This is a genomic window from Snodgrassella sp. W8124 (assembly GCF_016100875.1).
Lineage (GTDB): Bacteria > Pseudomonadota > Gammaproteobacteria > Burkholderiales > Neisseriaceae > Snodgrassella > Snodgrassella alvi.
Genome location: NZ_JACFRP010000001.1, coordinates 960,565 through 984,427, shown reverse-complemented (window position 1 = coordinate 984,427; position 23,863 = coordinate 960,565). Strand labels below are relative to the sequence as shown.

Below are 23,863 nucleotides of genomic sequence, written 5' to 3'. Positions count from 1 at the left end.
GTTGTGGTTACAGGGTGCCGGTGAGGTCATTTAGTATAAAATGCTGACCACATAAGATGAGATATTGTTGCTGTAAACGCCCTATAATATTGTTTTCAGCATCACAAAGCTGAACATAATCGGCTTTGCGAAACCAACGAAGACTGTCTTGCTCTGATAATTGCTGCAATATCTGCCATTGTGCCGGACAAGCTTGCTGGTCTGTTTCGTCAGCCTGTGCTTTAACAGCATAATAGCCGGTAGCTCCATCAGTATAAGCTGAATTATCTTCATCCATAAGTACCAGAAAACCAAGATGACAGTTGTCCGGACTGTTAATACTAAAATAAAACATAGTCAAAAATTTCTTTTAATTCAGAGAAGAGCTTAGCCAAATTATTTATTCTGCTGGGAGGATTCTAGCAGTTTATAAATGTTTGTGTATGCTAATATGCATGCTTTTGTGTACAGAAAAGCGTACTGGCTTTGAAACGTATTGCAAATAGACATGATATTTGGTTAAAACACTGACAAATATTTGTTCAGATTGATTGAATCATATATTTAAAACGGGTCAGTGCGCAGAATTTTTAGTTTGTTTTAGTTTGAAATTATGCTTTATCTCTTAATTGCTTCATTTATGTGGGGTAGCTCGTTTATTGCTACAAAAATGGCTTATGACATGCTGGATCCGGCACTTGTGGTACTCGGCAGGCTGATATTGGCAGCAGTAGTTACCTTACCCATCACGTGGAGCTATTTTAAAAACCATAATGTTATTTCCAAAGTACAACTGATCAAAATTATCGGACTAGGATTGCTGACATATCCTGTAACTTATCTGTTACAGGTTACAGGTTTGAAACTTATTCCTGCGGTCAATGCGGTCACCATTATTGGTATGGAACCAATTATTATAGTACTGGTGGGTCTGATTTTTTTTCGCGAAAAAACACCATTGCTGGTATTTATACTGGGCATTGTGGCTTTTATAGGGGTGCTGCTGGTAGTAGGTAAACCAGAAAAAGCCAGTGGTAATACTGCTTTGTTGGGAGTCTCGCTGGTATTTACTTCAACTATTGTCATGGCTTTCTGGATACGTTTGTCACAAAAGTTACTACGCGAAATAGATGTTAAGATATATACAGCCTTAACGTTGCAAACGGGTACTGTATTTGGTTTGCCGTTTATGCTGTTTCTAGTTGAAAGCTGGGATATTCATTATTCTTTTCAAGGTATTGGTGCTATAGCTTATCTGGGTATCGGATGCAGTCTGGTGGCTGCATGGTGCTGGAATAAAGGGCTGGAAAATGTTTCTGCCAGTGTGAGCGGGATATTTCTGGCTATGGAACCGGTTTTCGGAGTAATAACGGCCATTCTATTATTGAATGAAACGGTAAATATACAGGCTTTTGCCGGAATAGTTATGGTTATCGGAGCGGCAACTACCTGTATATTTATTCCAAAAAAGAATTAAATTTATATAGCTAAAAATAAAAGGTTAGTGAATATACACTAACCTTTTTGAATTAATTGCAATGATATGCTGTAAAGCTACAGATTGGTCAGCTTAATTTTCTGACCGGGACGTAATACTTGTTTCCCATGTACTTTTTGCAATTTACTTACAGGAATATTCAGGCGCTGAGCTATGCTGCTAAGCGTATCGCCTTTTTTTACCGTGTATGAAACAGGAACTACACTGGATTTAGAGTCTTTACCTTTACGTACAGCAGCCAGCATCCGTTTATTATCCTGATTCGGGCTAATTTTCAGTACCTGACCAACCTGCAGATTATGACCGCGCAGATTATTGGCAGTAACCAGATCAGCTACATTGATATTATAGCGCTGGGCAATTGAATACAATGTATCACCCTTATTCACTTTATGAGCAATATTACTGCGTTTGTCCGCAACGTTGATGATATTGCGTAGGGTGCGTTCATTACGGTTTTCAGCCAGATGGGCAGCAGTCTGAGCTTCTTCACGTTCAGCCTGTGCCAGTGCTTTTTGAACAGAAGCCGCAGCAGCTGCCTGTAATTGCGCATCCTGTGCAACCTGCATCAGTGCATCCTTATTGGTTGCAACAGGAGCAGGCAATTCAGCCGGGGTTGCTGCGTTTTCAGCCACGGTTATGGTTTGGGTTTGTACTGTTGTATTGACCGGTGACGGCTGGTCAGTATTCAGTACAGTGGATGTTGTGGTTGTAACTGTTTCAGTAAGAGCTGGTACAGATACATTGCCGGTATCAGTAACTTTATCAGCCTGAGCAACAGTAGTTGCTGCCGGATGAGTCACAAACGTGCCCGGAGGTAATACTGGTTTTGCCATAGCAATATTCAGTAATGGATCTGTATCACTGTTGCGGAAAGAATCCATAAGCTGAGTGTTTAAACTATTTTTACTGATAAGCAGGCTGCGACCGGCTGGTACAGTATTGCTGGACAAATTATTCAGCCGCTTGATTTCTGCACTGCTCATTCCGGTTTGTGCAGCTAAATCAGCTACACTGGTGGTTGAATATGCTTTAAAGATATTCCATGAAAGCAGAGTATTTTTATCTGCGTTGCGGTAATTGCGTTCAAAAGTATTTACTGCGGTAATCGGTAGCAGCATTTTACGATTTTCTTTAGGAATAAAAACCGGACTCTTGAAACTTGGATTAAGGGTTAGAAATTCTGAAGTCGAAATATTCGCCAGTCGGGCAGCTGCATCAATATCAATTGGCTGATCAATGCTAATTGCTTCAAAGTAGGGACGGTTCGGTACAGAAACCAGATTAACACCAAAGGCCTGCGGATTTTCGATAATATTCCGCACAGCCAGTAATTTCGGCACATAATTGCGGGTTTCATTTGGCATGCGCAGATTTTCATAGGTAGGATCTATACCGGCCAGCTGGGCACGTTTGATAGCCTTACCAACATTACCTTCTCCCCAGTTATAGGCCGCCAGAGCCAGTGACCAGTCACCAAACAGGCTATAAAGATATTGCAGATAAGTTAAAGCAGCATCGGTCGCTGCATATACGTCGTGACGACCATCATAGAGATTAGTCTGTTCCAGCCCGTACTGTCGACCGCTACTGGGCATAAACTGCCACAGACCGGAAGCTCCTACCCGCGACTGAGCCTTGCTGACGAAAGCACTCTCAATAAACGGCAGTAAAGCTACTTCAGCCGGCATCTGACGTTTTTCTGCTTCATTTACGATGTGATATAAATAAGGCTGACTGCGCACAACCGTGCGGTTAAAGTAATCGCTGTGGCTTGAATAATACTGCTCCTGCCGGCGAATAATTTCAGGATTAACCTCGGTCATACGGAAATCCTGACGCATACGCCCCCAGATATCATGATTAGAATACGTTTTTCCTTTCAAGGTAGCCGCATTCAGATTCATTATTGATAAACCAATGCCATTACTGGTGTAAGATTGGGCAAATGATAATGAGGGAGCAAGTATCAGGCCAGTAAGTGCCAGTACCATATGCTTCAATTTAGCCATTCGTTTAACCGTAAAATTTGTGCAAAATCCTATTAATATTAAAGAGGAAATTCTTAACGGTCAAGGATAAATCCCTATTTTTACAGTAATGATGTAAATGCAATAAAATGATTCAATGGTCTGCAGCTTAGATTTAATATGGTACATAATGGTGTTTGAATGAATACTCAGCAATTGGAAAACTGGCTGACCGAACATAAATTTGGTCTCTATTTAAGCCGGCTGGAGCAGCAGTTTATCCTGCATAAATTAGCAGGGTTGCGTTTTGGCACCATATTACAATGCGGTATATCACAATGGCAGTTCCAGCATGTTTTTGCAGCTGAGTCCCAGTATATTGTACAAAGTAATATAGCCGATAGTGGTACAGCAGTTATTGCTGTATGTAAGGCCTTACCCTGGGCTCAGCAAAGTATAGATACCATTATCTGGCCTCATGGTCTGGATACTTTATCCGATTATGAAGATTCTATAGCTGAAATAGCTCGTGTTCTGGTGCCCGGCGGGCATCTTATATTGACCGGCTTAAATATTCATGGATATTGGCGCCTGTTTTATCAGAGCAGCCTGAAAGGTCATTCTGCTTTAAAGTTACTGTCTGCTCGTACGGCTGTTGATAAGATGCAACGCTTTGGCCTGTTTCTGGAAGAAGGACAGTTTATGGGTTATGGTATTCCGGCCTGTTACGGTGATAGTCACAAGGCTATAGAATATATGGGTAATCGCTGGTGGCCACATCTGGCAGCTGTTTACGGGCTAGTACTGGTTAAGCGAACTGTACCGCTCACTTTAACTGTGCAGAATGCAAATATGTTGCTGAATCCGGCACCATCAGTTGCTTTGAAAAGCATAGAATAAGAGCGATAAATTCACTCTCTAAAATAAACAAAAACCTGAGCGGTCACCCAGGTTTTTGTTTAATCAATTTCAGGCAGCCTTATCTGTCTTACAGTCCAGCTTTTTGTCCATAAGTTCCTCAAATTCACGCATGCACACACTGGCGATTGCCAGCATATTATCAATTTCCTTTTTGGAAATAATTAGCGGAGGAGCAGCTACAATGTGGTCACCACAGGCACGGAAAATCAGATTGTTCTTAAAAAAGATATCCCGGCAAATCAAACCTGTAGTGCCGAAATCATCAAAGAACTCGCGAGTATCACGGTTTTTTACCAGTGTAAAACCACACATCAATCCTTCACTGCGAATATCAGCAACATATTTAAACTGACTGAATGTTTCCTGCCAGCGCTTACGCATATAAGGACCTGTTTTGGTACGTACCTTTTCAATCAGATTCTTTTTATCAATTATATTCAGGTTCGCACAGGCAACTGCGGCTGAAACCGGATGCCCGCTGTAAGTAAAGCCATGATTAAACTCACCCCCGGCCAGCAAACCTTCTGTTACTTTGTCATTAACCAGAACTGCCCCGATTGGTAAATAGCCGGAGGATAGTCCTTTAGCTGTCGTAAAAATATCTGGCGTAAAACCAAAAGTTTCGAATCCAAACCATCTGCCAGTGCGCCCATAGCCGCAAATTACTTCATCAGCTACCAGTAGTACGTCATATTTTTTACAGATAGCTTCAATTCGCGGCCAGTAACTTGTAGGAGGAATAATCACTCCGCCAGCTCCCTGAATCGGTTCTGCAACAAAAGCTGCAATTTTATCCGCACCCAGTGAAAGAATTTTTTCTTCAAGCCAGTTAGCAGCTCGAATACCGAATTCTTCTTCACTTTCACCAGTTTTGGCTAAGCCGTAATACCAGGGTTGTTCAATATGAACTATATTGGCAATCGGTAAGTCACCTTGCTCATGCATGCCTTTCATACCACCCAGACTTGCTCCGCCTAAGGTAGAGCCGTGATAGCCGTTCCAGCGACCAATGATCACTTTTTTAGAAGGCTTGCCGACAGATGCCCAGTAATGGCGCACCATACGTATCATGGTATCAACCGATTCAGAACCGGAGTTGGTATAAAACACATGATTAAATCCCTCCGGTGTGATTTCAACCAGTTTTTCCGATAATTTAATGATTGCAGGATGGGTTGTTTTGAAGAAAGTATTGTAAAACGGCAGCACTTGCATTTGTTTCTCGGCAATTTTAGCCAGTTTTTTTTCTCCGTATCCAATATTGACACACCACAACCCGGCCATACCGTCAATGATTTCATTGCCGTCACTATCATATACATAAATGCCTTTTGCTTTAACCATCATGCGTACACCGTGTTTTTTAAGCTCAGCATTATCGGAAAATGGATGTAAATGATGTTTTACAGCCAGTCTCACATCGGTTTTATTACTCATAAAAACTCCTTTGTTTTAAAATGTTATAAGCAATCATTCAATGTACAAGTACAAGAATAACAGTTGAAATATGCTATTGAGATGGTTTCAGACATGCAATAACAGATATTTGCGCTCCCAAGGGCTGATAACACGAAAATATTCTGAAACTTCCTGCTCTTTTACGGCAATGTACATCTCAACAAAGCGCTGACCCAGTATTTCATGAATTGGTTCACACTGGCGTAAACGTTCTATTGATTCTTCAAGTGTAGTAGGGAACTGATAAGGTAATGAATACGCATTACTGCTCAGCGGAGCACGCGGTTGTAGCTGTTCTTTAATTCCCAGATAACCACAAGCCAGTGAGCAGGCAATCGCCAGATAAGGATTCACATCTACTCCGGCCAGCCGGTTTTCAATCCGTCTTCCTTTGGCTTTAGCACGCGGGACACGTAAACCTACAGTGCGATTGTCATAACCCCATTCAACATTAGTGGGTGCAGCTGTAAACCGGGTCAGCCGGCGGAAAGAATTAACATACGGAGCAAAAAAGGGCATGGTTTGCGGCAGGTATTTTTGCAGGCCGCCAATAAAATGAAAAAATAGTTCTGAAGGAGTGCCATCATCACTGCTGAATGCATTATTACCATTCTCTACGTTGTTCAAACTCTGATGGATATGCATGGCACTGCCCGGTTCTCCTTCCATAGGCTTAGCCATAAAAGTGGCATACATTTTATGATGAAAGGCAGATTCACGTACTGTGCGTTTGAATAAAAATACCTGATCGGCTAAATCCAGAGCATTACCATGCAGGAAATTGATTTCCATCTGTGCTGCACCAATTTCATGAATCAGCGTATCAACTTCAAGGTTTTGTTCATGGCAGTAGTCGTAAATTTCTTCAAACAGAGGGTCAAATTCATTTACTGCATCTACAGCATAAGACCGTCGTCCGAATTCACTGCGTCCGGTACGGCCGATCGGAGGTTGCAGGGGGACATCCGGATCGGGGTTGGGTGAAATCAGATAGAATTCCATTTCCGGAGCAACGATGGGTTCCAGCCCCATATTTTCATACAATTTTAATATGCGTTTGAGTACATTGCGCGGCGCAGTTTCAACCGGTAAACCGTCAGGAGAGAAGCAATCAAATATTAGTGATGCTGTCGGATCCTGAGCCCAGGGAACAAAGCGCAGAGTAGTCTGGTCTGGCTTTAACTCCATATCCGCATCTGTTTCATCCAGAAGGCTGGATTGTGGATATTCTCCGGTTACTGTTTGCAATAATACTGCCTCGGGTAGTCGCATATCCGGTTCAGATATAAATTTATCTTTCGGAATAATTTTACCGCGAGCCACACCTGTAATGTCCGGTAAGATACATTCTACTTCAGTGATACCATGTTCTTTAAGCCAGTTAAATATGTCATCATACATAAGTCACCTTAAAATGATTCCTTTTGCCTGTGCAATTTATATTGCATACATGCTTCACGAAAAGCTTTAAAAATAGCGATAGAAAGCGGCTTATTCCCATATTGCCATTCCGGATGCCACTGTACTGCATAGCCAAATATTGACGCTGCATCAATCCTGAATGCTTCAATAAGACCATCTGGAGCAGTTGCTTCTATGCTAAGCCCGGGTGCTAACGTTTTTACTCCTTGCTGATGTAAAGAATTGACCTGATACTGTTTGTGGTCTGTTGCCAGCCACAGCATCAATAAACTGTCTGTTTTCAGATTAACCGCATGCGCATCGCCATATTGAATTTCAATTGGCTGATTATCGGGTTCACGATGATCCAGATAACCGGGTATTTCCTGTATATGCTGGTGAAGGTCACCACCAAGTGCGACATTGATTTCCTGCAAACCGCGGCAAACACCCAGAAGTGGTATACCACTATCAATAATATATTTAATTAGCGGTAAAACAGTATGGTCACGGGCAGCATCCTGTAACATTCCCTCTCGTGCCGATATTTCACTATACCATTTCGGGTCTATATTTGAATAAGAACCGGGTAAAAAAACACCATCAACCAATTTGAGCAGGCGAGTTAAAACTTCCTGATCAGACAGTACCGGAAGTAAAATAACATCACCGACACTGTCCTGAACCGCATGAATGTATTTTTCACCGACAGCGTGAAAATTCCACTTACCTATCTGCTTTACATCACATGGTATACCTATGATTGGACGCGGCTGCATAAAATTGTCTCAAAGGATTAATAGTTAAAACAATTTTGATTTTTATGATTCATAATCCCATGAGAAAAACAAAATGGCAAGAAAACTTAACTTAAATTGATAATAATTCGATTTATTGGTAACAAAAGATATTAATCTAAACACATAATAAAAATAAATTTTTAGAATTAAATTAAAAATATCATTATTATATTGAGGCCAAGATTATTCGTTGTTTTTGCTGGCGTGAAAATTTACTGACTAAGTAATAATTACTGATGTTAACGATTATGTTAAATGAATATTAATTATAGAATGTAATTAAGAAATACAAATAAGCATGCTTTATTGATTACGTCATTAAAGAAAGAGAATAATAATCTAAAGTATATCATTGCAACACTATTATCCATGTGTCTGACCACAGGATAATAGTCTCAGCACTTCCGGATGTTATCTGAATAGTTGGACATATTTTAATTTGGAAATTTAGATATAGTACAGTTACCTTGGATAGTATATAAAAAATATGCCATGTGTTTAGATAATAATATTCACGCGTTCAAAGATTGATTTAATATTAAAGCTGCTTAATTTATTCGTCTATTACTGATACAAGATAAATACAAATCATGATTGCAAGTTAAAATAAAGGCCCTGAATTTATTCAGGGCAAAACTTTATAACGAAACAACCTAAAACCGCCGTTGTAATTTTGCCGCTAAAATAATACTTGCAGCCAGTTCTTCAATAGATTTATGAGTTGTATTGGTATATGGAATATTAAAACGGCGGAACATATCTTCGGCGGTTAAAATCTCACGTCGGCAATTATCACGACTGGCATAACGGGAATCAGGACGACGCTCCGAACGAATATGGTGCAGACGGTCTGCATCTATGGTTAGCCCATATAATTTTTGCCGGAATGGTTGCAGCATTCTAGGTAATTCACTGCTTTCCAGATCTTCTGGAATAAGAGGATAATTTGCAGCACGAATTCCATACTGTAATGCCAGATAAAGACAAGTAGGCGTTTTACCGCTGCGAGAAACGCCCATCAGAATCACATCAGCTTTTTTCAATTCGCGATCAGTAATTCCATCATCATGATTAAGAGTAAAATTGATTGCTTCCATTCTCTTATCATAGCGTTCAGTATCGTGCATTCCATGGGTTCTGCCAATGGAATGATTAGCTTCTGTGGCAAGTTCATCTTCCAGCTCACCAATAAATGCATCATAAAAACTCATATGCAGCCCTGCACTGGTTTTAATCAGTTTACGGACATTTTCATCAACGATGCTAGAAAAAACCAGCGGACGCGCTTCACAGTGGTTTGCTGCATTATTAATTAAAGCTACAATCTCACGTGCTTTTGTTTCCGTATCTACAAATGGATAAGTAGCACGCTTGAATTCTATATTGTCAAACTGGTTCAATAAAGCAAGACCCATACTTTCGGCGGTGATACCCGTTCGGTCAGAAACAAAAAAGACTTGGCGTACTGGTTTCATAATCAATCTACATAATTCAGAGTTAAAAAGGAATGTGACTTTATGAATTATCCATTGTAAATGAAGTTTCTTCCAGTTCCTGCGTAAAATATTGGTTTTTTTTCAACATTGATACTAAAAAAATAAAAATAGACTGAATATATAAAATTTAAGCAATAAAATTAATGTTTTATTGAATAAAAAAGATAATTTTAGATTAAAATTGCTAAAAAAATGTATAAATTGATATTTTAATCTAAATAATTGAAAATGTAATTAAAATACTTAAGGTATCAAGGATTTGTATTTGAATAGTGTTTGATTAGGGATAAATTATCCTCAATTATGGGCGGATAAATAGCCAAAAATACATGACATTTTATACCTGACTAGTTAGAATAGGTCGTCTTCAACTTTCCCACTCCTCACTGGATAACCATCATGGCCGGTAATAACGTAATCTGGTTTGAAAATCTGCGCATGACTGATGTTGAAAGCGTCGGCGGCAAAAATGCATCTCTTGGCGAGATGATTTCACAGCTCACCGAAAAAGGTGTGCGTGTACCCGGTGGTTTTGCTACCACTGCCGAAGCCTATCGCAATTTTCTTGCTTACGAAGGTTTGAGTGAACGTATCAATAACGAGCTAAAGGCACTGGATGTAGATAATGTTGCCGAACTGGCTCGGGTAGGTAAACAGATCCGTCAATGGATCATGGACACCCCATTTCCGCCTGAACTGGAAGCAGATTTACAGGCAGCATGGGAAAAAATGGTAGCTGATGCCGGTACTGACCAGATTTGCGTGGCTGTACGCTCTTCTGCGACTGCCGAAGATTTACCTGATGCCTCTTTTGCCGGTCAGCAGGAAACATTTCTGAATATAAGCGGTTATGATAATGTTAAAGAAGCTATGCATCATGTATTTGCTTCTTTGTATAACGATCGCGCCATTTCCTACCGTGTGCACAAGAATTTTGCTCATGATGTAGTGGCTCTGTCTGCCGGTGTTCAGCGGATGGTGCGTTCTGATAAAGGCGCCTCCGGGGTGATGTTCACCATGGATACAGAATCTGGTTTTGATCAGGTTGTATTCATTACATCATCCTATGGTCTGGGTGAGACTGTTGTACAGGGTGCAGTAAATCCGGATGAATTCTATGTACATAAACCAACTCTGCGTGCCGGTCGTCCTGCGATTCTGCGTAAAACCATGGGTTCTAAACTGATTAAAATGGTTTTCACTGATGCGGCTCAGGCAGGTAAATCTGTACAGACAGTAGATGTTGATGTTGCTGACCGCAAAAAATTCTCAATCAGTGCCGAAGAAATTACTGAGCTGGCTCAGTATGCACTGACTATTGAAGAACATTATGGCCGTCCGATGGATATTGAATGGGGTCGTGATGGTATTGATGGCAAACTGTATATCTTGCAGGCTCGTCCTGAAACTGTGAAATCACAGGAAAATAACAGCCGTGTACTGCGTCGCTATCAGATTAATGACAAATCTGCCATTCTGGTAGAGGGTCGCGCCATCGGTCAGAAAGTCGGTCAAGGTAAAGTGCGTCTGGTCAAATCTGTTGATGAAATGGATAAAGTGTTGCCAGGTGACGTACTGGTTACTGATATGACCGATCCGGACTGGGAACCGGTTATGAAACGTGCCTCTGCAATTATTACCAATCGTGGCGGACGTACTTGTCACGCAGCCATTATTGCGCGTGAACTGGGTATTCCGGCAGTGGTTGGCTGTGGTAATGCAACTTCTGCTTTGCAGGATGGTCAGGAAGTAACGGTGTCCTGTGCCGAAGGGGATACGGGCTATGTATATGAGGGTTTACTGAAAGTTGATGTCAATGAAATACCTTTAGATAATATGCCTGAATCACCAGCCAAAATCATGATGAATGTAGGTAATCCTGAGCTGGCATTCAGCTTCTCTGGTTTACCGGGCTATGGTATTGGTCTGGCACGAATGGAATTTATTATTAACCGCCAGATTGGTATTCATCCTCGTGCTTTGCTGGAATTTGATCAGCAGGATGAACAGATGAAAGCCACCATTACTGACAGAATTTCCGGCTATTCATCTCCGGTAGATTTTTATATTGATAAAATTGCTGAGGGTGTGGCAACACTGGCAGCTTCTGTGTATCCGAAAAAAGTAATTGTGCGTATGTCTGACTTTAAGTCAAATGAATATGCCAATCTTTTAGGTGGTAATAAATACGAGCCTCATGAAGAAAATCCGATGCTGGGTTTCCGCGGTGCAGCCCGTTATGTCTCTGATGATTTCAAAGATTGCTTTGCGCTTGAGTGTAAAGCACTGAAATATGTGCGTGATGAAATGGGATTGACTAATGTTGAAATCATGATTCCATTTGTACGTACATTGAAAGAGGCTGAAAATGTCGTACGCGCATTGAAAGACAACGGACTGGAACGTGCTAAAAATGGTCTGCGCCTGATTATGATGTGTGAACTGCCAACCAATGCAGTACTGGCCGAACAGTTCCTGAAATACTTTGATGGATTCTCTATTGGTTCAAATGATATGACTCAGTTAACACTGGGTGTGGATCGCGATAGTGGTGGTCCGATCGCAGGTACTTTTGATGAACGTGACCCAGCTGTTAAAGTGATGTTCAGTCTGGCAATTCAGGCTTGCCGTAAATTAAATAAATATATTGGTATTTGCGGTCAAGGGCCGTCTGATCATGCTGATTTCGCTAAATGGTTGATTGAGGAGGGAATTGAGACTATCTCTCTGAATCCCGATACCGTAATTGAAACTTGGTTATATCTGGCTAAAGAACTGAAAAAATAAATTTTTCGGTTTGTAAAATAAAGGCTGCTAATAAAATTAGCAGCCTTTATTTTTTGATTAATAAATATAGAAATTTCATATATAAATGATTTATTTAAAGATTTTTAGTTTTGCTTAATTAAACTTTTATATTATGTAAAGTTAATACGATAAGTAAGTATTAGAGAATGATAATAAAGTGCCAATAAGTCATAAAATCGTTTTCATAGCGGGTTATATCTTCTGCGTCTATAGATATTGAGCTAATTGTTTGTTATTCGTCATTAGCTGTAATCCTTTTTGCAAATAAATGACTGTCAACTAACTTTGAAACACCGGTATTATTGAATGGATGACTAGCAAAATAAAAAATTGTTTAATATTTTTAAATTTAAAATTTTTTATTCAAATCATAGTAGTTAATTCAATTGAGTTAAATATTAAATAAATTTTGTTCGAGCTAAAAATTCACTAGATGAAAAGTAAAAAAGGAGTGGTTTATTAACTTTTTTAGGCAAATATCATTATTGGAAACTTCCCAACCTAAAAGTATTAAGGTTTTAACTAAAACTTTTATTTAATAGTTTGTGGAAAGTTAATTGTTTATATTCATTCAATTTTATTTGTTGTTATTGAGCCTATTCTGCAAACATTATTTTTGGGTAAGTTGGAATTTTAATTATTTTATAAGTTTTTTTATTTAAAAGTGTAAAGATATGGATTTGAATTCATTATCAGGTACTTTTAAATATTATTAAAGCATATATGGATTAGGTACTTTTTCTCAGCAATTAAGTTTTAGTTTATCTATATGATTTTGCAAATTAATCAAATACATTTAATAAAAAACAGATAGCTTTAAGCTATCTGTTTTTTAAGATGAAATTTTATTTTTTATCTTTTTTGTCATTGGTTTTAACTGGTTTTTTAGCAGCCAGTCCCAATGACTGATTCCATTTTACCGGGTCTTTTACCAGATCCAGAGCAGATTTTAACTGAGCATCTTTTGCTGGGTTAGGTTCACGTCTCGCCAGCCAGTCTTCTTCATCCTTTTTCTTGCTATCTTTTTTATCAGCAGTAATTGTACCTTTATTGGTTTGATTTTCGTCTTTACCAGTTTTAACTTCCTTGGTACTGTCTTTATCCGAATCTTCGTTAAGCTGATTTACAGGTTCACTGGCAAAAGCCGGAGAAGTGGTTTTTTTCTGACTGCCTTCTAATCCTCCTTTTACCTCCTTACCACCTAACGGGTTACTCAGATGTCCGCCAAGATCAGCTTCGCGGCTTTCAAATTTTCGGTTTTTATCTTTTACTTCAACATCAGGAACGATACCCTGTGCCTGTATTGATCGGTCATTAGGAGTGTAATACAGCGCAGTTGTCAGTTTAACCGCACCACCATTTGATAGAGGAATTACTGTTTGTACCGAACCTTTGCCAAAGCTTTGTGTACCTACAATTACAGCACGTTTATAGTCTTGAAGCGCACCGGAGACAATTTCAGAAGCAGAAGCGGTACCTGAATTTACTAAAACTGTAATCGGTATGGTTTTAATTTCTTCAGGCATATTTACCAGCGGATCATTGCCTTTAACTACATAATCTTTAGGAATAGCTTTTAATACCATACCTTCTTTTTTATCACGGTTTTTCGTGCTGACAACTTTTACTCCCGGTTTCAGGAATACTGCGGATACACCAACAGCACTGTTTAACAGACCACCCGGATCATCGCGTAAGTCGAGTACCAGACCTTTCAAAGGCTGTTTGTTCTGTTTTTCCAAATCTTTAATAGCATCAGCCAGCAGACTTACAGTATGTTCCTGAAACTGAGTAATGCGCACGTAACCGTAATCAGGTTCCAGAAGTTTGTAACGTACACTTTTAACTTTAATAATTGCTCTTGTCAGATGTAATACAATTGGCTGTGCTTCATCTTTACGAGCTAAAGTCAGAGTTATACTGGTTCCCGGTTTACCTCGCATTCTTTTTACAGCTTCGGTAGTGGTCATGTTGCGAGTTGATTCGCTGTCAATTTTAACGATGTAGTCACCGCTTTTGATGCCGGCACGATCAGCAGGCGTGTCTTCTATAGGTGCCACAATTTTTATCAGCCCGTCTTCAGAGCTGATTTCCATACCGAGGCCGCCAAATTCACCTGTAGTGCTTTCCTGTAAATCTGAGTAATCTTTAACAGTCAGATATTCAGAATGCGGGTCAAGATTATTGACCATCCCTTTCATGGCACCTTCAAGAATAGTATCGTCAGTTTTATTCTCAACATAATTGGCTTTAATTTGTCCATAAACTTCCGCCATGGTATGCAGAGATTGTACCGGTAAAGCCTCGGATTTCTCATTGGCATAACTCTGTATGCTTAAAGTGAGAATGACACCGCTGAAAGCACCCAGTGTATATAAAGCAGCTTTTTTTAATCTAGATTTAGCCATTATTACTATTGTTCTTTCTTATAACGACATTAATTCAGGATATCAATAACCTGTTTATAGCAGGTTATGATGAAAATTCAAAATCGGTCAGAGTGTACACTATAAAATTATTGAAAGTAATAGCAAAGCATAATATGTGTTAACGCAACCATGATAATGGATTCATTGCCTGATTATGATAACGAATTTCAAAATAAAGTCCGTTCTGACCGTCCGGTAATTTACCACTTATACCAATGGTTTGACCAGAGCTAAGAATGCTACCGGCAGAAACATTGACGGAGGACAAGCCTGTGTAAATGCTGATATAACCTTCACCGTGATCAATGATAACGGTATTGCCGTAACCTTGTAAAAAAGCAGCATAGACCACATTACCATTAGAAATGCTGTGCACAGCCGCATTGTTACATGAAAAAAACAATCCTTTCCAGATACCGCCATTTGGTCTGTTTTCTCCAAATTTTCCTGATATGCTGCCGTTAACCGGTCGGGGAAGGCGTCCCTGTTTCTGTGCAAGACCTTTAATAAGCGGTGTTTTAATATTTTCTGTAGCCTGTAAAGCTAAATCTTCTGCAGTTAAGGTAGAAGGCGGTCTGGTGCTGTCTGTATCATTGTTACCAGCATCGTTACTTGGAGTAATTTGTGGCTGACCTGTGTTTTTCGGTTTGATGGTTTGTTTAGGAGGTTTAGGCTGAGTCTGAGCCAGACGACGCATTGTTGCCTGAGCAGAAAGACGGCTTAAAAGATTGTTCAATCGTTTTTCATCAGCCTTTAATGATTGTAACTGTTTATTCTGTACTTGTAATTGTTGGTTTAATACACCGGATTTGCTTTGCTGAATAGTATGTTCATTACGCAGTTTGTTAATAAGCTGCTGTTGTTTTTTTTGTAGCGAAGAAAGTTGTTGTTGCTGATTATTGATAGCCTGTTGCTGTGCATTCATCCGCAATTGTTGTTTACGTAAACGCTGGATGACCTGCTCATTGGCTTCATTTAAATAACGGATATATTGTAACGAGCGCCCTTTTTGGTCGGAGCGATCATTTTTTAGAATCAAATATACGCTGTTCGGCTGACGGTTACGGTAATGTGCATTAAGTAAACGGGCTATCTGGGTCTGAGTTTCTGCAATCTGGGTACGGGTTTTATCCAGATTGGTTTGCAGGGTTTGTAACTGCCGCATACTGGTCTGTTGCTGTTGCTGAATGCGGTTAAGCTCATTTTTTGCCTGATTAAGCTGCTGGCCTGTTGCAGCCATTGAGGCATCAATTTTTTTCTGTTCAACCGTAGTTTTACTGATCTGGTTTTGTGTTGCTGAAATAGCCTGGTGAACCTGTTTCAGTTCACCAGTTGGCTGTTGGATTTTCTGATTATTGGCAGCGATAGCCAAAGAGAAAAGAGTACTGCACCATATCAGAATGAGACAGAATAAAGATTTCATTATTTATCTGTGAATTCAATCAGGTTCTGGCCCGTCATTTCTGCAGGCGGAGTCAGTCCCAGAGCAGTTAAAAGAGAAGGCGCTACATCTTTAAGCGCTCCGCCTGAACGGATTGTAGCTTTACGCCCTATATAGATAAATGGGACCGGTTCAACTGTATGTTGTGTGTGAGGTTGCTGATTTTTTTCATCATACATGTGTTCACAGTTACCGTGATCGGCAGTAATAATCACTTCTCCGCCTGCAGAAAGTGTTGTTTCGACAACCTGTGCTACGCAACTATCCAGTGTTTCTACTGCTTTTATAGCGGCGTCAAGTGAGCCGGTATGTCCAACCATATCACCATTGGCAAAGTTACAAATAATAACATCATGGCGATGATGTTTTAAACTATCAATAATTTGTTCAGTAATGCCGACAGCACTCATTTCTGGCTGTAAATCATATGTAGTCACTTTGGGTGAAGGAATCATAATTCTCTCTTCACCAATATAAGGTTCTTCCCGACCACCACTAAAGAAATAAGTTACGTGCGGATATTTTTCTGTTTCTGCTATGCGGAGCTGGCTAAGACCCTGTCCGGCCAAAAATTCTCCCAGACCATTATTTACAGATTGTTTTTCGAACATTACCGGATTGCTGAATTGTGTGCCGTAAGCTGTGATAGTGGCAAAATATCCCGGTTGTACACGATACTTGCGTTTAAATCCGTCGAAATCAGCAAAAGTAAGAGCCTGAGTTAATTCACGTGCGCGATCAGCGCGGAAGTTGAGAAACAGAATGGCATCACCATCAACCAGGTTTGCCTGCGGACTGACAATGGTAGGTTTAACAAATTCATCCTGCTCGCCACGGGCATAAGCAGCATCTAATGCAGCAACAGGGGAATCAGCCTGATAGGGCGCATCGCCAAACAAGGCATTATAAGCAGCTTCAACGCGATCCCAACGATTGTCTCTGTCCATGGCAAAAAAACGTCCGACAACGGCACCGCATAATATCTGAGAATGCTGTTGCATATATTGTTGCAGGCGTTGCAGATAGGGACGGGCGCTTTGCGGCGGTGTATCACGACCATCAAGAAACGGATGGACAACAATTTTTTGCATGCCGGCAGCTAATGCGGCGTCTATAACTGCAAAAAAATGTTCTATATGGCTATGCACACCACCATCAGAAAATAAACCCAGCAGATGTACAGTATGATTCGGATTATTCCATGCCTGTTGCAAAACCGGATTTTGCTCGAGAGTATGGTCTTCAATAGCCATATCGATTCGGGTAATGTCCTGAGGTACAACTCTGCCTGCACCAATATTCAGGTGACCCACTTCTGAATTACCAAACTGGCCAACAGGCAATCCGACCATTCGTTCTGAAGCATCTATCGTGCCATAAGCATAGTGCTGACAATAGTTATCAATATGAGGAGTATGCGCCAGTAAAATAGCATTGTCATTTCCTTCGGCACGATGGCCGAAACCATCCAGAATTAAAAGCACAACAGGTTTAATTAATGACACAATTGACCTTTCTGTGATGGCTGTCTTTGACTCAGTCTGCCAGTATTAGCTGTTTTGATAAAATTTTAAAAACCGGATAAAACAATCCGGTTCGGAGTAAGATAGAATTATAGCGAAAAGCATACGCTTGAGAAACTGTAAAACAGCCCCAATTTAACGACAAATTAATTTATATAGTCTGACATCATATTCATGGATAAGCACAATATGGCTGCACAACAAAACGCTCCGTCCGGATTTTCTCTGGCCAATCATTTTCTGATTGCTATGCCGTCAATGGAAGACCCGTTTTTTAAAGAAAGCGTGATTTATCTGTGTGAACATAGTGCAGACGGTGCTATGGGTATCATTGTAAATAAACCATCACCGATTATGATGGATTTACTGTTTGATTCTGCTAAAACCCCTACACCGGAACGTTTTCACGGACAAAATGTTCTGATGGGCGGTCCGGTTCAAGTAGACCGCGGATTTCTGGTACATACTCCGACAGGTTCATGGGAAAGCAGTTTGCTGGTAACTGACGATATAGCCATGACTACTTCTCGCGATATTATTCTGGGGCTTACACAGGAAAATGAAGTTGATAAAGCTGTAGCTACTATTGGTTATTCCAGCTGGTCTGCCGGACAACTGGAGCAGGAGCTGGCAAATAATAGCTGGATAACCGTGCCTGCAGATAACCAGATTTTATTTGATATGCCTTATAAGCAACGTTATAAAGCTGCTTTGCAGTTATTAAATATTGATGTTGCCAATCTGAGCGTATTGGTGGGTCATGCCTGAATCAATCCTTTCTCCGCTAAAGCGTGGCACTGTGCTCGGATTTGATTTCGGAAGCGCGCGAATAGGAGTGGCCGTTGGTGAAGCTGAGCTGGCGAGTGTACATCCGTTGGAAACTATTACTGTTATCAGTACTGAACAGTATTTTAGCCGTATTAAAACTTTAATAAATGAATGGCGGCCACAGGTGCTTGTAGTAGGCCTTCCCACTCATGCAGATGGTGAGGACGATGAAGCTACTGCTCTTTGTCGCCGTTTTGGTAACCGCTTACATGGTCGATTTAATTTACCGGTATACTGGGTAGATGAGCGCTGGACATCTGTAGTCGCCGAAAGTTTGCTGAATGAAGCTTTAGTTTTTGGGAAAAAGCGTAAACAAATACTGGATCAGGTTGCAGCACAGGCAATTCTGGCAACTTTTTTCAGTACTGGCGCATGTATGGCCAAACTTGATTAAATTTTCAAGTGTATTTTAAATAAATCTAAATATCGGGTTACTGATAACGCAGAACTTATAACTACAATAAATAGTGTTTTATTATTTCGATAATTTTTAGACTGCTTTTTCAATCAAGTATATTTTTCATTTATCTTTCAATTTGTGCTCATTATTGCTTAAAATTTTAAACAAACATTAAATAACAAATTATGGTTTTATTTTATCAGAACTAAAGATAAACTTAACCGTAGAAAAATAATCAGTTTAATTAGGCAGGGATAAATAATGAGCACAGACATCTTCACAAACATTAATGCTATTGAGGCTAAAACAAAAGCTAATATTTTAGCCGAGGCGCTACCCTATATCCGGCGATTTTCCGGTGTGACAATGGTAATTAAGTATGGCGGTAATGCAATGACTGATCCGCAGTTGAAAGAAAGTTTTGCTAAAGATGTCGTCCTGCTCAAACTTGTAGGAATTCATCCGATTATTGTACACGGGGGCGGGCCGCAAATTAATGAGCTATTACAGAAAGTAGGAAAAGAAAATCAATTCATTCAGGGTATGCGGGTGACTGATAGCGAGACCATGGATATTGTTGAAATGGTGCTTGGTGGTTGTGTTAATAAGGAAATTACATCTTTACTTAATCTACATGGAGGGCATGCAGTCGGAATTACTGGCCGCGACAATCATTTTATCAAAGCCAAAAAATTGTTTCTTACCACTTCTGATAATGAAAAGCAGGATATTGGACAGGTAGGTGAAGTTGAAGAAATTGATACAGCTCTGATTCAGGAAATGGTGGAACATGGTTATATTCCTGTAGTGGCACCTGTTGGGGTAGGTGAACATGGTGAAGCATTTAATATTAATGCTGATGTGGTAGCCGGTAAGCTGGCAGAAAGTCTGAAGGCTGAAAAACTGATTATGCTGACCAACACAATTGGTGTACTGGATAAAAACAATCAATTATTAAGCCGCCTTACGCCATCTGATATCAATGCATTAATTGCTGATGGTACTTTACAAAATGGTATGCTGCCTAAAATTAATGCGACTTTGCAGGCTGCTATGCATGGCGTTCACAATACTCATATTATTGACGGACGTGTTCCACATGCTCTCTTGCTGGAAATCTTCACTGATAAAGGTGTCGGAACTATGATTCTAGGTCAGAATGAACAGGCTGAATAATTTAAAATAAAACTGCTTACTAAAATATTATTATTGTGTAATTAATAATTTAATTAGCTTGTAACCATAAAGTTGTTTAAAAAGCTTGACAGTAAAATTACAGTCGCTATAATCTCGCCTCATTCCCTGATAGCTCAGTCGGTAGAGCGACGGACTGTTAATCCGCAGGTCCCAGGTTCGAGCCCTGGTCGGGGAGCCAGATTTTAAAAGCACTCAGTCTACTGAGTGCTTTTTCATTAATTATGCCTACAATCAGATTTACTTTCCAACTTTAATCAGCTTCACATCAAATATCAGAACACTGTTAGCAGGAATGGCACTTGTCGGGCTATGTTCGCCATAAGCAAGTCGGGCTGGTATATAGAATGTGTAGTCACTACCTTCTGACATAAGCTGCAATCCTTCAGTCCATCCGGGAATCACGCCATTAAGCGGAAATGTAACCGGCTCATTATTACGCTGAGCTGTGCTATCAAAAATAGTCCCGTCGATTAACCGACCTTCATATTGAACCGTCACCATATCAGTGGCTTTAGGTTTTTTACCGGATCCCTCATGATTAACTTTGTACTGCAAACCTGATGTAGTGGTTTTTACACCGGAAACATTTTTATTTTTGGCCAGAAACTCCTCTCCTGCACGCTGCGGGTTTCGGGTAGCCGAAGGTGCAGTTGAAGCTGCTACCGGCTCACTGCTGTTATTTTTATATCCATTATCAGCAAAGTTACAGGCCGATAAAACCAGTGCAGTAGTGATTCCCAGAGTAGTTAAAGACAAGTGTTTCATAATTTCTCTTTTAGTATTTAAAGGAGAGACAATTATAGCAGTCATCAGCAGAAAAGCATTTTCTTATCTGCTGTTTTACTGGTTGTTTGCTATTGTTTGATATCTGGAAATTCAGTTCTTTGAATATATAATCTATCTGTAACTGTTGTCTTTCTGATATATTCTTTTTCTATTTACATTATTATACTAATTTTAATAATGCGGTTATAATCCGGCCTGAATAACAGTTTATAGTTAAAAATTAGTGATTAATATAACAATAAGAAATTTATATTAACCTGAATTGTTGTTCGGTTCGGTTAATTCTTGATACAGACTAAAAAACACAATTATAACTTTTTATGCTATATGGATTTTCTGATGTCAGAATTAAATTTTAAGGGTATGCTTCATACAAGTGTTATTGAAAGTTGATAATAACTTGACATTATGTGGTTTGAAGATTAGAATTTCACTTCATAAGAAGATGTCACTTCTGAAAAATCTTTTATTAATGTCTTTTGTGGCAGAATTAAACCAAATCAACTTTCAATAAAAACCTTACCTGTCTTTGGCAAGTATTTTGCAACTTAAAGACTGGTAACTGGAATTATTATGAGTTTTCTAACTCATTTTATCTTCGATTCTAATAAATAAGTTCATTTATATCTTTATGCACGTTTCTGAATTACAAAATCTACATGTGTCTGAATTACTGGGCATAGCTGAAGAGTTTGGTATTGAAAATGCCAATCGTTTGCGCAAACAGGATCTGGTGTTTGCTATTGTGCGCATTAAAATGAAGCAGGGAGAAGCGTTTACCTGTTCCGGTACGCTGGAAATTCTGCCTGATGGCTTTGGCTTTTTGCGTAGCATGGATACATCTTATCTGGCAGGCCCTGATGATATTTACGTCAGTCCGAGTCAGATACGGCGTTTCAATCTGCATACTGGTGACACGATTGAAGGCAGTGTACGTGTACCTAAAGACAATGAACGCTATTTTGCGCTGGTTCGTCTGGATAAAATTAACGGAGACGATCCAGATGTATGCAAACATAAAATCCTGTTTGAAAATCTGACACCATTATTCCCTGATCGCCAGTTTGTGCTAGAGCGGGATATTCGTTCCGGAGAAAATCTTACCGGACGTGCAATTGATCTGATTGCGCCTATCGGATTTGGTCAGCGCGCTTTGCTGGTAGCTCCGCCGAAATCTGGTAAAACAGTGATGCTGCAGAATATTGCACATGCGATTACAGCTAATTATCCTGAAGCTGAACTAATTGTTCTGCTGATTGATGAGCGTCCTGAAGAAGTTACGGAAATGACCCGTTCAGTTCGGGGTGAGGTAGTATCTTCTACTTTTGATGAGCCGGCTACCCGTCATGTACAAGTGGCTGAAATGGTGATTGAAAAAGCCAAGCGTCTGGTAGAACACAAAAAAGATGTAATTATTCTGCTGGATTCAATTACACGTCTGGCCCGCGCTTACAACACGGTTATTCCTGCATCTGGTAAAATTTTAACTGGCGGTATTGATGCAAATGCACTGCATCGTCCAAAGCGATTCTTCGGCGCAGCCCGTAATGTGGAAGAAGGCGGTTCACTGACTATTATCGCAACTGCTCTGGTAGAAACCGGTAGCCGTATGGATGATGTAATTTATGAGGAGTTCAAGGGAACGGGCAATATGGAATTGCATCTGGATCGGCGTATGGCTGAAAAACGTCTGTTTCCGGCAATTAATATCAATCGTTCTGGTACTCGCCGTGAAGAATTGCTGGTTTCTAATGAGCATTTACAAAAAATGTGGCTGCTGCGGAAATTCTTGCATCCAATGGATGATATTGAAGCAATGGAATTTATCATTGATAAGCTCAAGCAGTCTAAAAATAATGCCGACTTTTTTGATTTAATGCGCGGCAAGTAAATAATTATTTTTAAAACTAGTATCAACCGTGTTTACGCTTAGTAGACGCGGTTTTTATTTTAAAATCTCTGAATATAGTGGGTGATTTAATAATGATATGCTATTACCCGGATAAATCAGGGTATTTGGGAATGAAAAATAATAAATAAAAACCGAAAAGAATTTTTAATCTTTTCGGTTTTTATTTTACTGGCGTTATATTCAGATACAAAATCTGACTGCCTAGTTAATAATGAGATAATTAACTTCTAGGAGCATTTCCATTAATAGTATCGATGTATTTTTTCTATTTATAGCTTAAGCTCATGTACATGTACACCATCTGCGTCTACAGCCAGATAACCGCCGTAATCATCAGTCCAGTCCTGTATGACATAACGTTTGAAAGGCTGGTTGTTCAACTGTGATTCATGTACAGCCGGACGATGAGTATGACCATGAATCAGTGTAGGCAGAATAGGTTGAATATGGCTACTCATCAGTTCATTAATGGCTTGTTCTGTTACATCAGAAATCTCACTTTTACCTTCATTATTTTTACGTGTTTCACTCATCTGACGGATTTGCCCGGCTAGTAAACGACGCTCTTCAATAGGTTTACTTAATACTGCCATTTGCCACAGAGGATTGCGGGACTGGGCACGGAATTGTTGATATGCAATATCGTCAGTGCATAATTCATCCCCATGCATAATAATATATTCATGCTCGTAAAGCTTTATTTGCTGAGGTGATGTAAGTAGTTGTATTCCGGTTTCTGCAGCAAATTTTTCACCAATCAGGAAATCCCGGTTACCATGAATGAAAAAAACTGGTGTCGCAGAAGAAAAAGATTTTAACTGAGATTTAATATGACGAATGAAATCACTGTCATCATCGTCACCTATCCAGACATCAAAAAAATCACCTAATATGTATAACGCATCGATATTTCCTTGCCATTGTTGCAGGCAGCGTTCAAATAGTTGATTTAAAGGCAGGGTCTGTTCAGAAAGATGTAAATCAGAAATAAATATTGTTGTGTTGTTCATGGTTTG

General features: G+C 39.8%; 18 protein-coding genes and 1 tRNA gene. 8 read left to right on the top strand and 11 right to left on the bottom strand.

The window, feature by feature from the left end:
- Nucleotides 1–7: 7 nt before the first annotated feature.
- Entirely contained in the window at nt 8–334 is a 327-nt protein-coding gene (locus tag H3U73_RS04335) for a hypothetical protein (protein ID WP_078475545.1), read from the bottom strand.
- Between the two features lie 258 nt (nt 335–592).
- Here H3U73_RS04335 and H3U73_RS04330 point away from each other — a divergent pair, with 258 nt between their 5' ends.
- Entirely contained in the window at nt 593–1,456 is an 864-nt protein-coding gene (locus H3U73_RS04330) for a DMT family transporter (RefSeq protein ID WP_084586206.1), read from the top strand.
- A 77-nt stretch (nt 1,457–1,533) separates the two neighbouring features.
- On the opposite strand, the gene H3U73_RS04325 is transcribed toward H3U73_RS04330, so the two are convergent.
- Nucleotides 1,534–3,489, bottom strand: a complete 1,956-nt coding sequence (locus tag H3U73_RS04325) for a LysM peptidoglycan-binding domain-containing protein (protein ID WP_198190106.1) — start codon at nt 3,487–3,489, stop codon at nt 1,534–1,536.
- A gap of 159 nt (nt 3,490–3,648) precedes the next feature.
- Between H3U73_RS04325 and H3U73_RS04320 the strand changes: the two genes are divergently transcribed.
- Nucleotides 3,649–4,347 carry a class I SAM-dependent methyltransferase gene (locus H3U73_RS04320; protein ID WP_198190105.1) on the top strand — a complete coding sequence of 233 codons (699 nt, stop codon included), beginning with the start codon at nt 3,649–3,651 and terminating at the stop codon, nt 4,345–4,347.
- Between the two features lie 69 nt (nt 4,348–4,416).
- On the opposite strand, the gene H3U73_RS04315 is transcribed toward H3U73_RS04320, so the two are convergent.
- The 4 genes from H3U73_RS04315 to H3U73_RS04300 all read right to left on the bottom strand — a co-directional run bounded on the left by H3U73_RS04315 (nt 4,417) and on the right by H3U73_RS04300 (nt 9,502).
- Complete coding sequence (locus H3U73_RS04315; protein ID WP_198190104.1) at nt 4,417–5,805, bottom strand: aspartate aminotransferase family protein; 1,389 nt, start codon at nt 5,803–5,805, stop codon at nt 4,417–4,419.
- Between the two features lie 87 nt (nt 5,806–5,892).
- Nucleotides 5,893–7,227 (bottom strand): glutamine synthetase family protein, encoded by a 1,335-nt coding sequence (locus H3U73_RS04310; RefSeq protein WP_025330640.1) that lies wholly within the window; start codon nt 7,225–7,227, stop codon nt 5,893–5,895.
- An 8-nt stretch (nt 7,228–7,235) separates the two neighbouring features.
- On the bottom strand, nt 7,236–8,006 hold the full coding sequence (locus H3U73_RS04305; RefSeq protein ID WP_198190103.1) for a gamma-glutamyl-gamma-aminobutyrate hydrolase family protein: 771 nt from the start codon (nt 8,004–8,006) through the stop codon (nt 7,236–7,238).
- A 674-nt stretch (nt 8,007–8,680) separates the two neighbouring features.
- Nucleotides 8,681–9,502 (bottom strand): pyruvate, water dikinase regulatory protein, encoded by an 822-nt coding sequence (locus tag H3U73_RS04300; protein ID WP_025330642.1) that lies wholly within the window; start codon nt 9,500–9,502, stop codon nt 8,681–8,683.
- Between the two features lie 420 nt (nt 9,503–9,922).
- Between H3U73_RS04300 and ppsA the strand changes: the two genes are divergently transcribed.
- Nucleotides 9,923–12,310 (top strand): phosphoenolpyruvate synthase, encoded by a 2,388-nt coding sequence (ppsA, locus tag H3U73_RS04295; RefSeq protein WP_198190102.1) that lies wholly within the window; start codon nt 9,923–9,925, stop codon nt 12,308–12,310.
- Nucleotides 12,311–13,176: 866 nt separating this feature from the next.
- Here ppsA and H3U73_RS04290 read toward each other — a convergent pair.
- The 3 genes from H3U73_RS04290 to gpmI form a co-directional block, all read right to left on the bottom strand.
- Nucleotides 13,177–14,739 (bottom strand): S41 family peptidase, encoded by a 1,563-nt coding sequence (locus tag H3U73_RS04290; RefSeq protein WP_025330644.1) that lies wholly within the window; start codon nt 14,737–14,739, stop codon nt 13,177–13,179.
- A gap of 139 nt (nt 14,740–14,878) precedes the next feature.
- On the bottom strand, nt 14,879–16,183 hold the full coding sequence (locus H3U73_RS04285) for a murein hydrolase activator EnvC (protein WP_084551879.1): 1,305 nt from the start codon (nt 16,181–16,183) through the stop codon (nt 14,879–14,881).
- Nucleotides 16,183–17,706 (bottom strand): 2,3-bisphosphoglycerate-independent phosphoglycerate mutase, encoded by a 1,524-nt coding sequence (gpmI, locus tag H3U73_RS04280; protein ID WP_084551880.1) that lies wholly within the window; start codon nt 17,704–17,706, stop codon nt 16,183–16,185. The genes H3U73_RS04285 and gpmI overlap by 1 nt, the downstream gene beginning before the upstream one ends.
- Nucleotides 17,707–17,913: 207 nt before the next feature.
- On the opposite strand from gpmI, the gene H3U73_RS04275 reads away from it, so the two are divergent.
- The 4 genes from H3U73_RS04275 to H3U73_RS04260 all read left to right on the top strand — a co-directional run bounded on the left by H3U73_RS04275 (nt 17,914) and on the right by H3U73_RS04260 (nt 20,327).
- Entirely contained in the window at nt 17,914–18,492 is a 579-nt protein-coding gene (locus H3U73_RS04275) for a YqgE/AlgH family protein (RefSeq protein ID WP_037393479.1), read from the top strand.
- Nucleotides 18,485–18,946, top strand: a complete 462-nt coding sequence (gene ruvX, locus H3U73_RS04270) for a Holliday junction resolvase RuvX (RefSeq protein WP_084551881.1) — start codon at nt 18,485–18,487, stop codon at nt 18,944–18,946. The genes H3U73_RS04275 and ruvX overlap by 8 nt, the downstream gene beginning before the upstream one ends.
- A gap of 267 nt (nt 18,947–19,213) precedes the next feature.
- Complete coding sequence (gene argB, locus H3U73_RS04265; protein WP_084551882.1) at nt 19,214–20,128, top strand: acetylglutamate kinase; 915 nt, start codon at nt 19,214–19,216, stop codon at nt 20,126–20,128.
- A gap of 123 nt (nt 20,129–20,251) precedes the next feature.
- Nucleotides 20,252–20,327: transfer RNA gene (locus H3U73_RS04260), tRNA-Asn, on the top strand.
- A gap of 59 nt (nt 20,328–20,386) precedes the next feature.
- On the opposite strand, the gene H3U73_RS04255 is transcribed toward H3U73_RS04260, so the two are convergent.
- The gene (locus H3U73_RS04255; protein WP_232336100.1) at nt 20,387–20,914 is read right to left on the bottom strand and encodes an FKBP-type peptidyl-prolyl cis-trans isomerase; all 528 of its coding nucleotides are present in this window, start codon (nt 20,912–20,914) and stop codon (nt 20,387–20,389) included.
- 652 nt (nt 20,915–21,566) lie between these two features.
- On the opposite strand from H3U73_RS04255, the gene rho reads away from it, so the two are divergent.
- Nucleotides 21,567–22,826 carry a transcription termination factor Rho gene (rho, locus tag H3U73_RS04250; RefSeq protein ID WP_025330651.1) on the top strand — a complete coding sequence of 420 codons (1,260 nt, stop codon included), beginning with the start codon at nt 21,567–21,569 and terminating at the stop codon, nt 22,824–22,826.
- Between the two features lie 290 nt (nt 22,827–23,116).
- Here the strand turns inward: rho and H3U73_RS04245 are convergent, their stop codons facing one another.
- Nucleotides 23,117–23,857: a UDP-2,3-diacylglucosamine diphosphatase gene (locus H3U73_RS04245; protein WP_037393420.1), complete on the bottom strand. Its 741-nt coding sequence runs from the start codon at nt 23,855–23,857 to the stop codon at nt 23,117–23,119.
- Between the last annotated feature and the right edge of the window lie 6 nt (nt 23,858–23,863).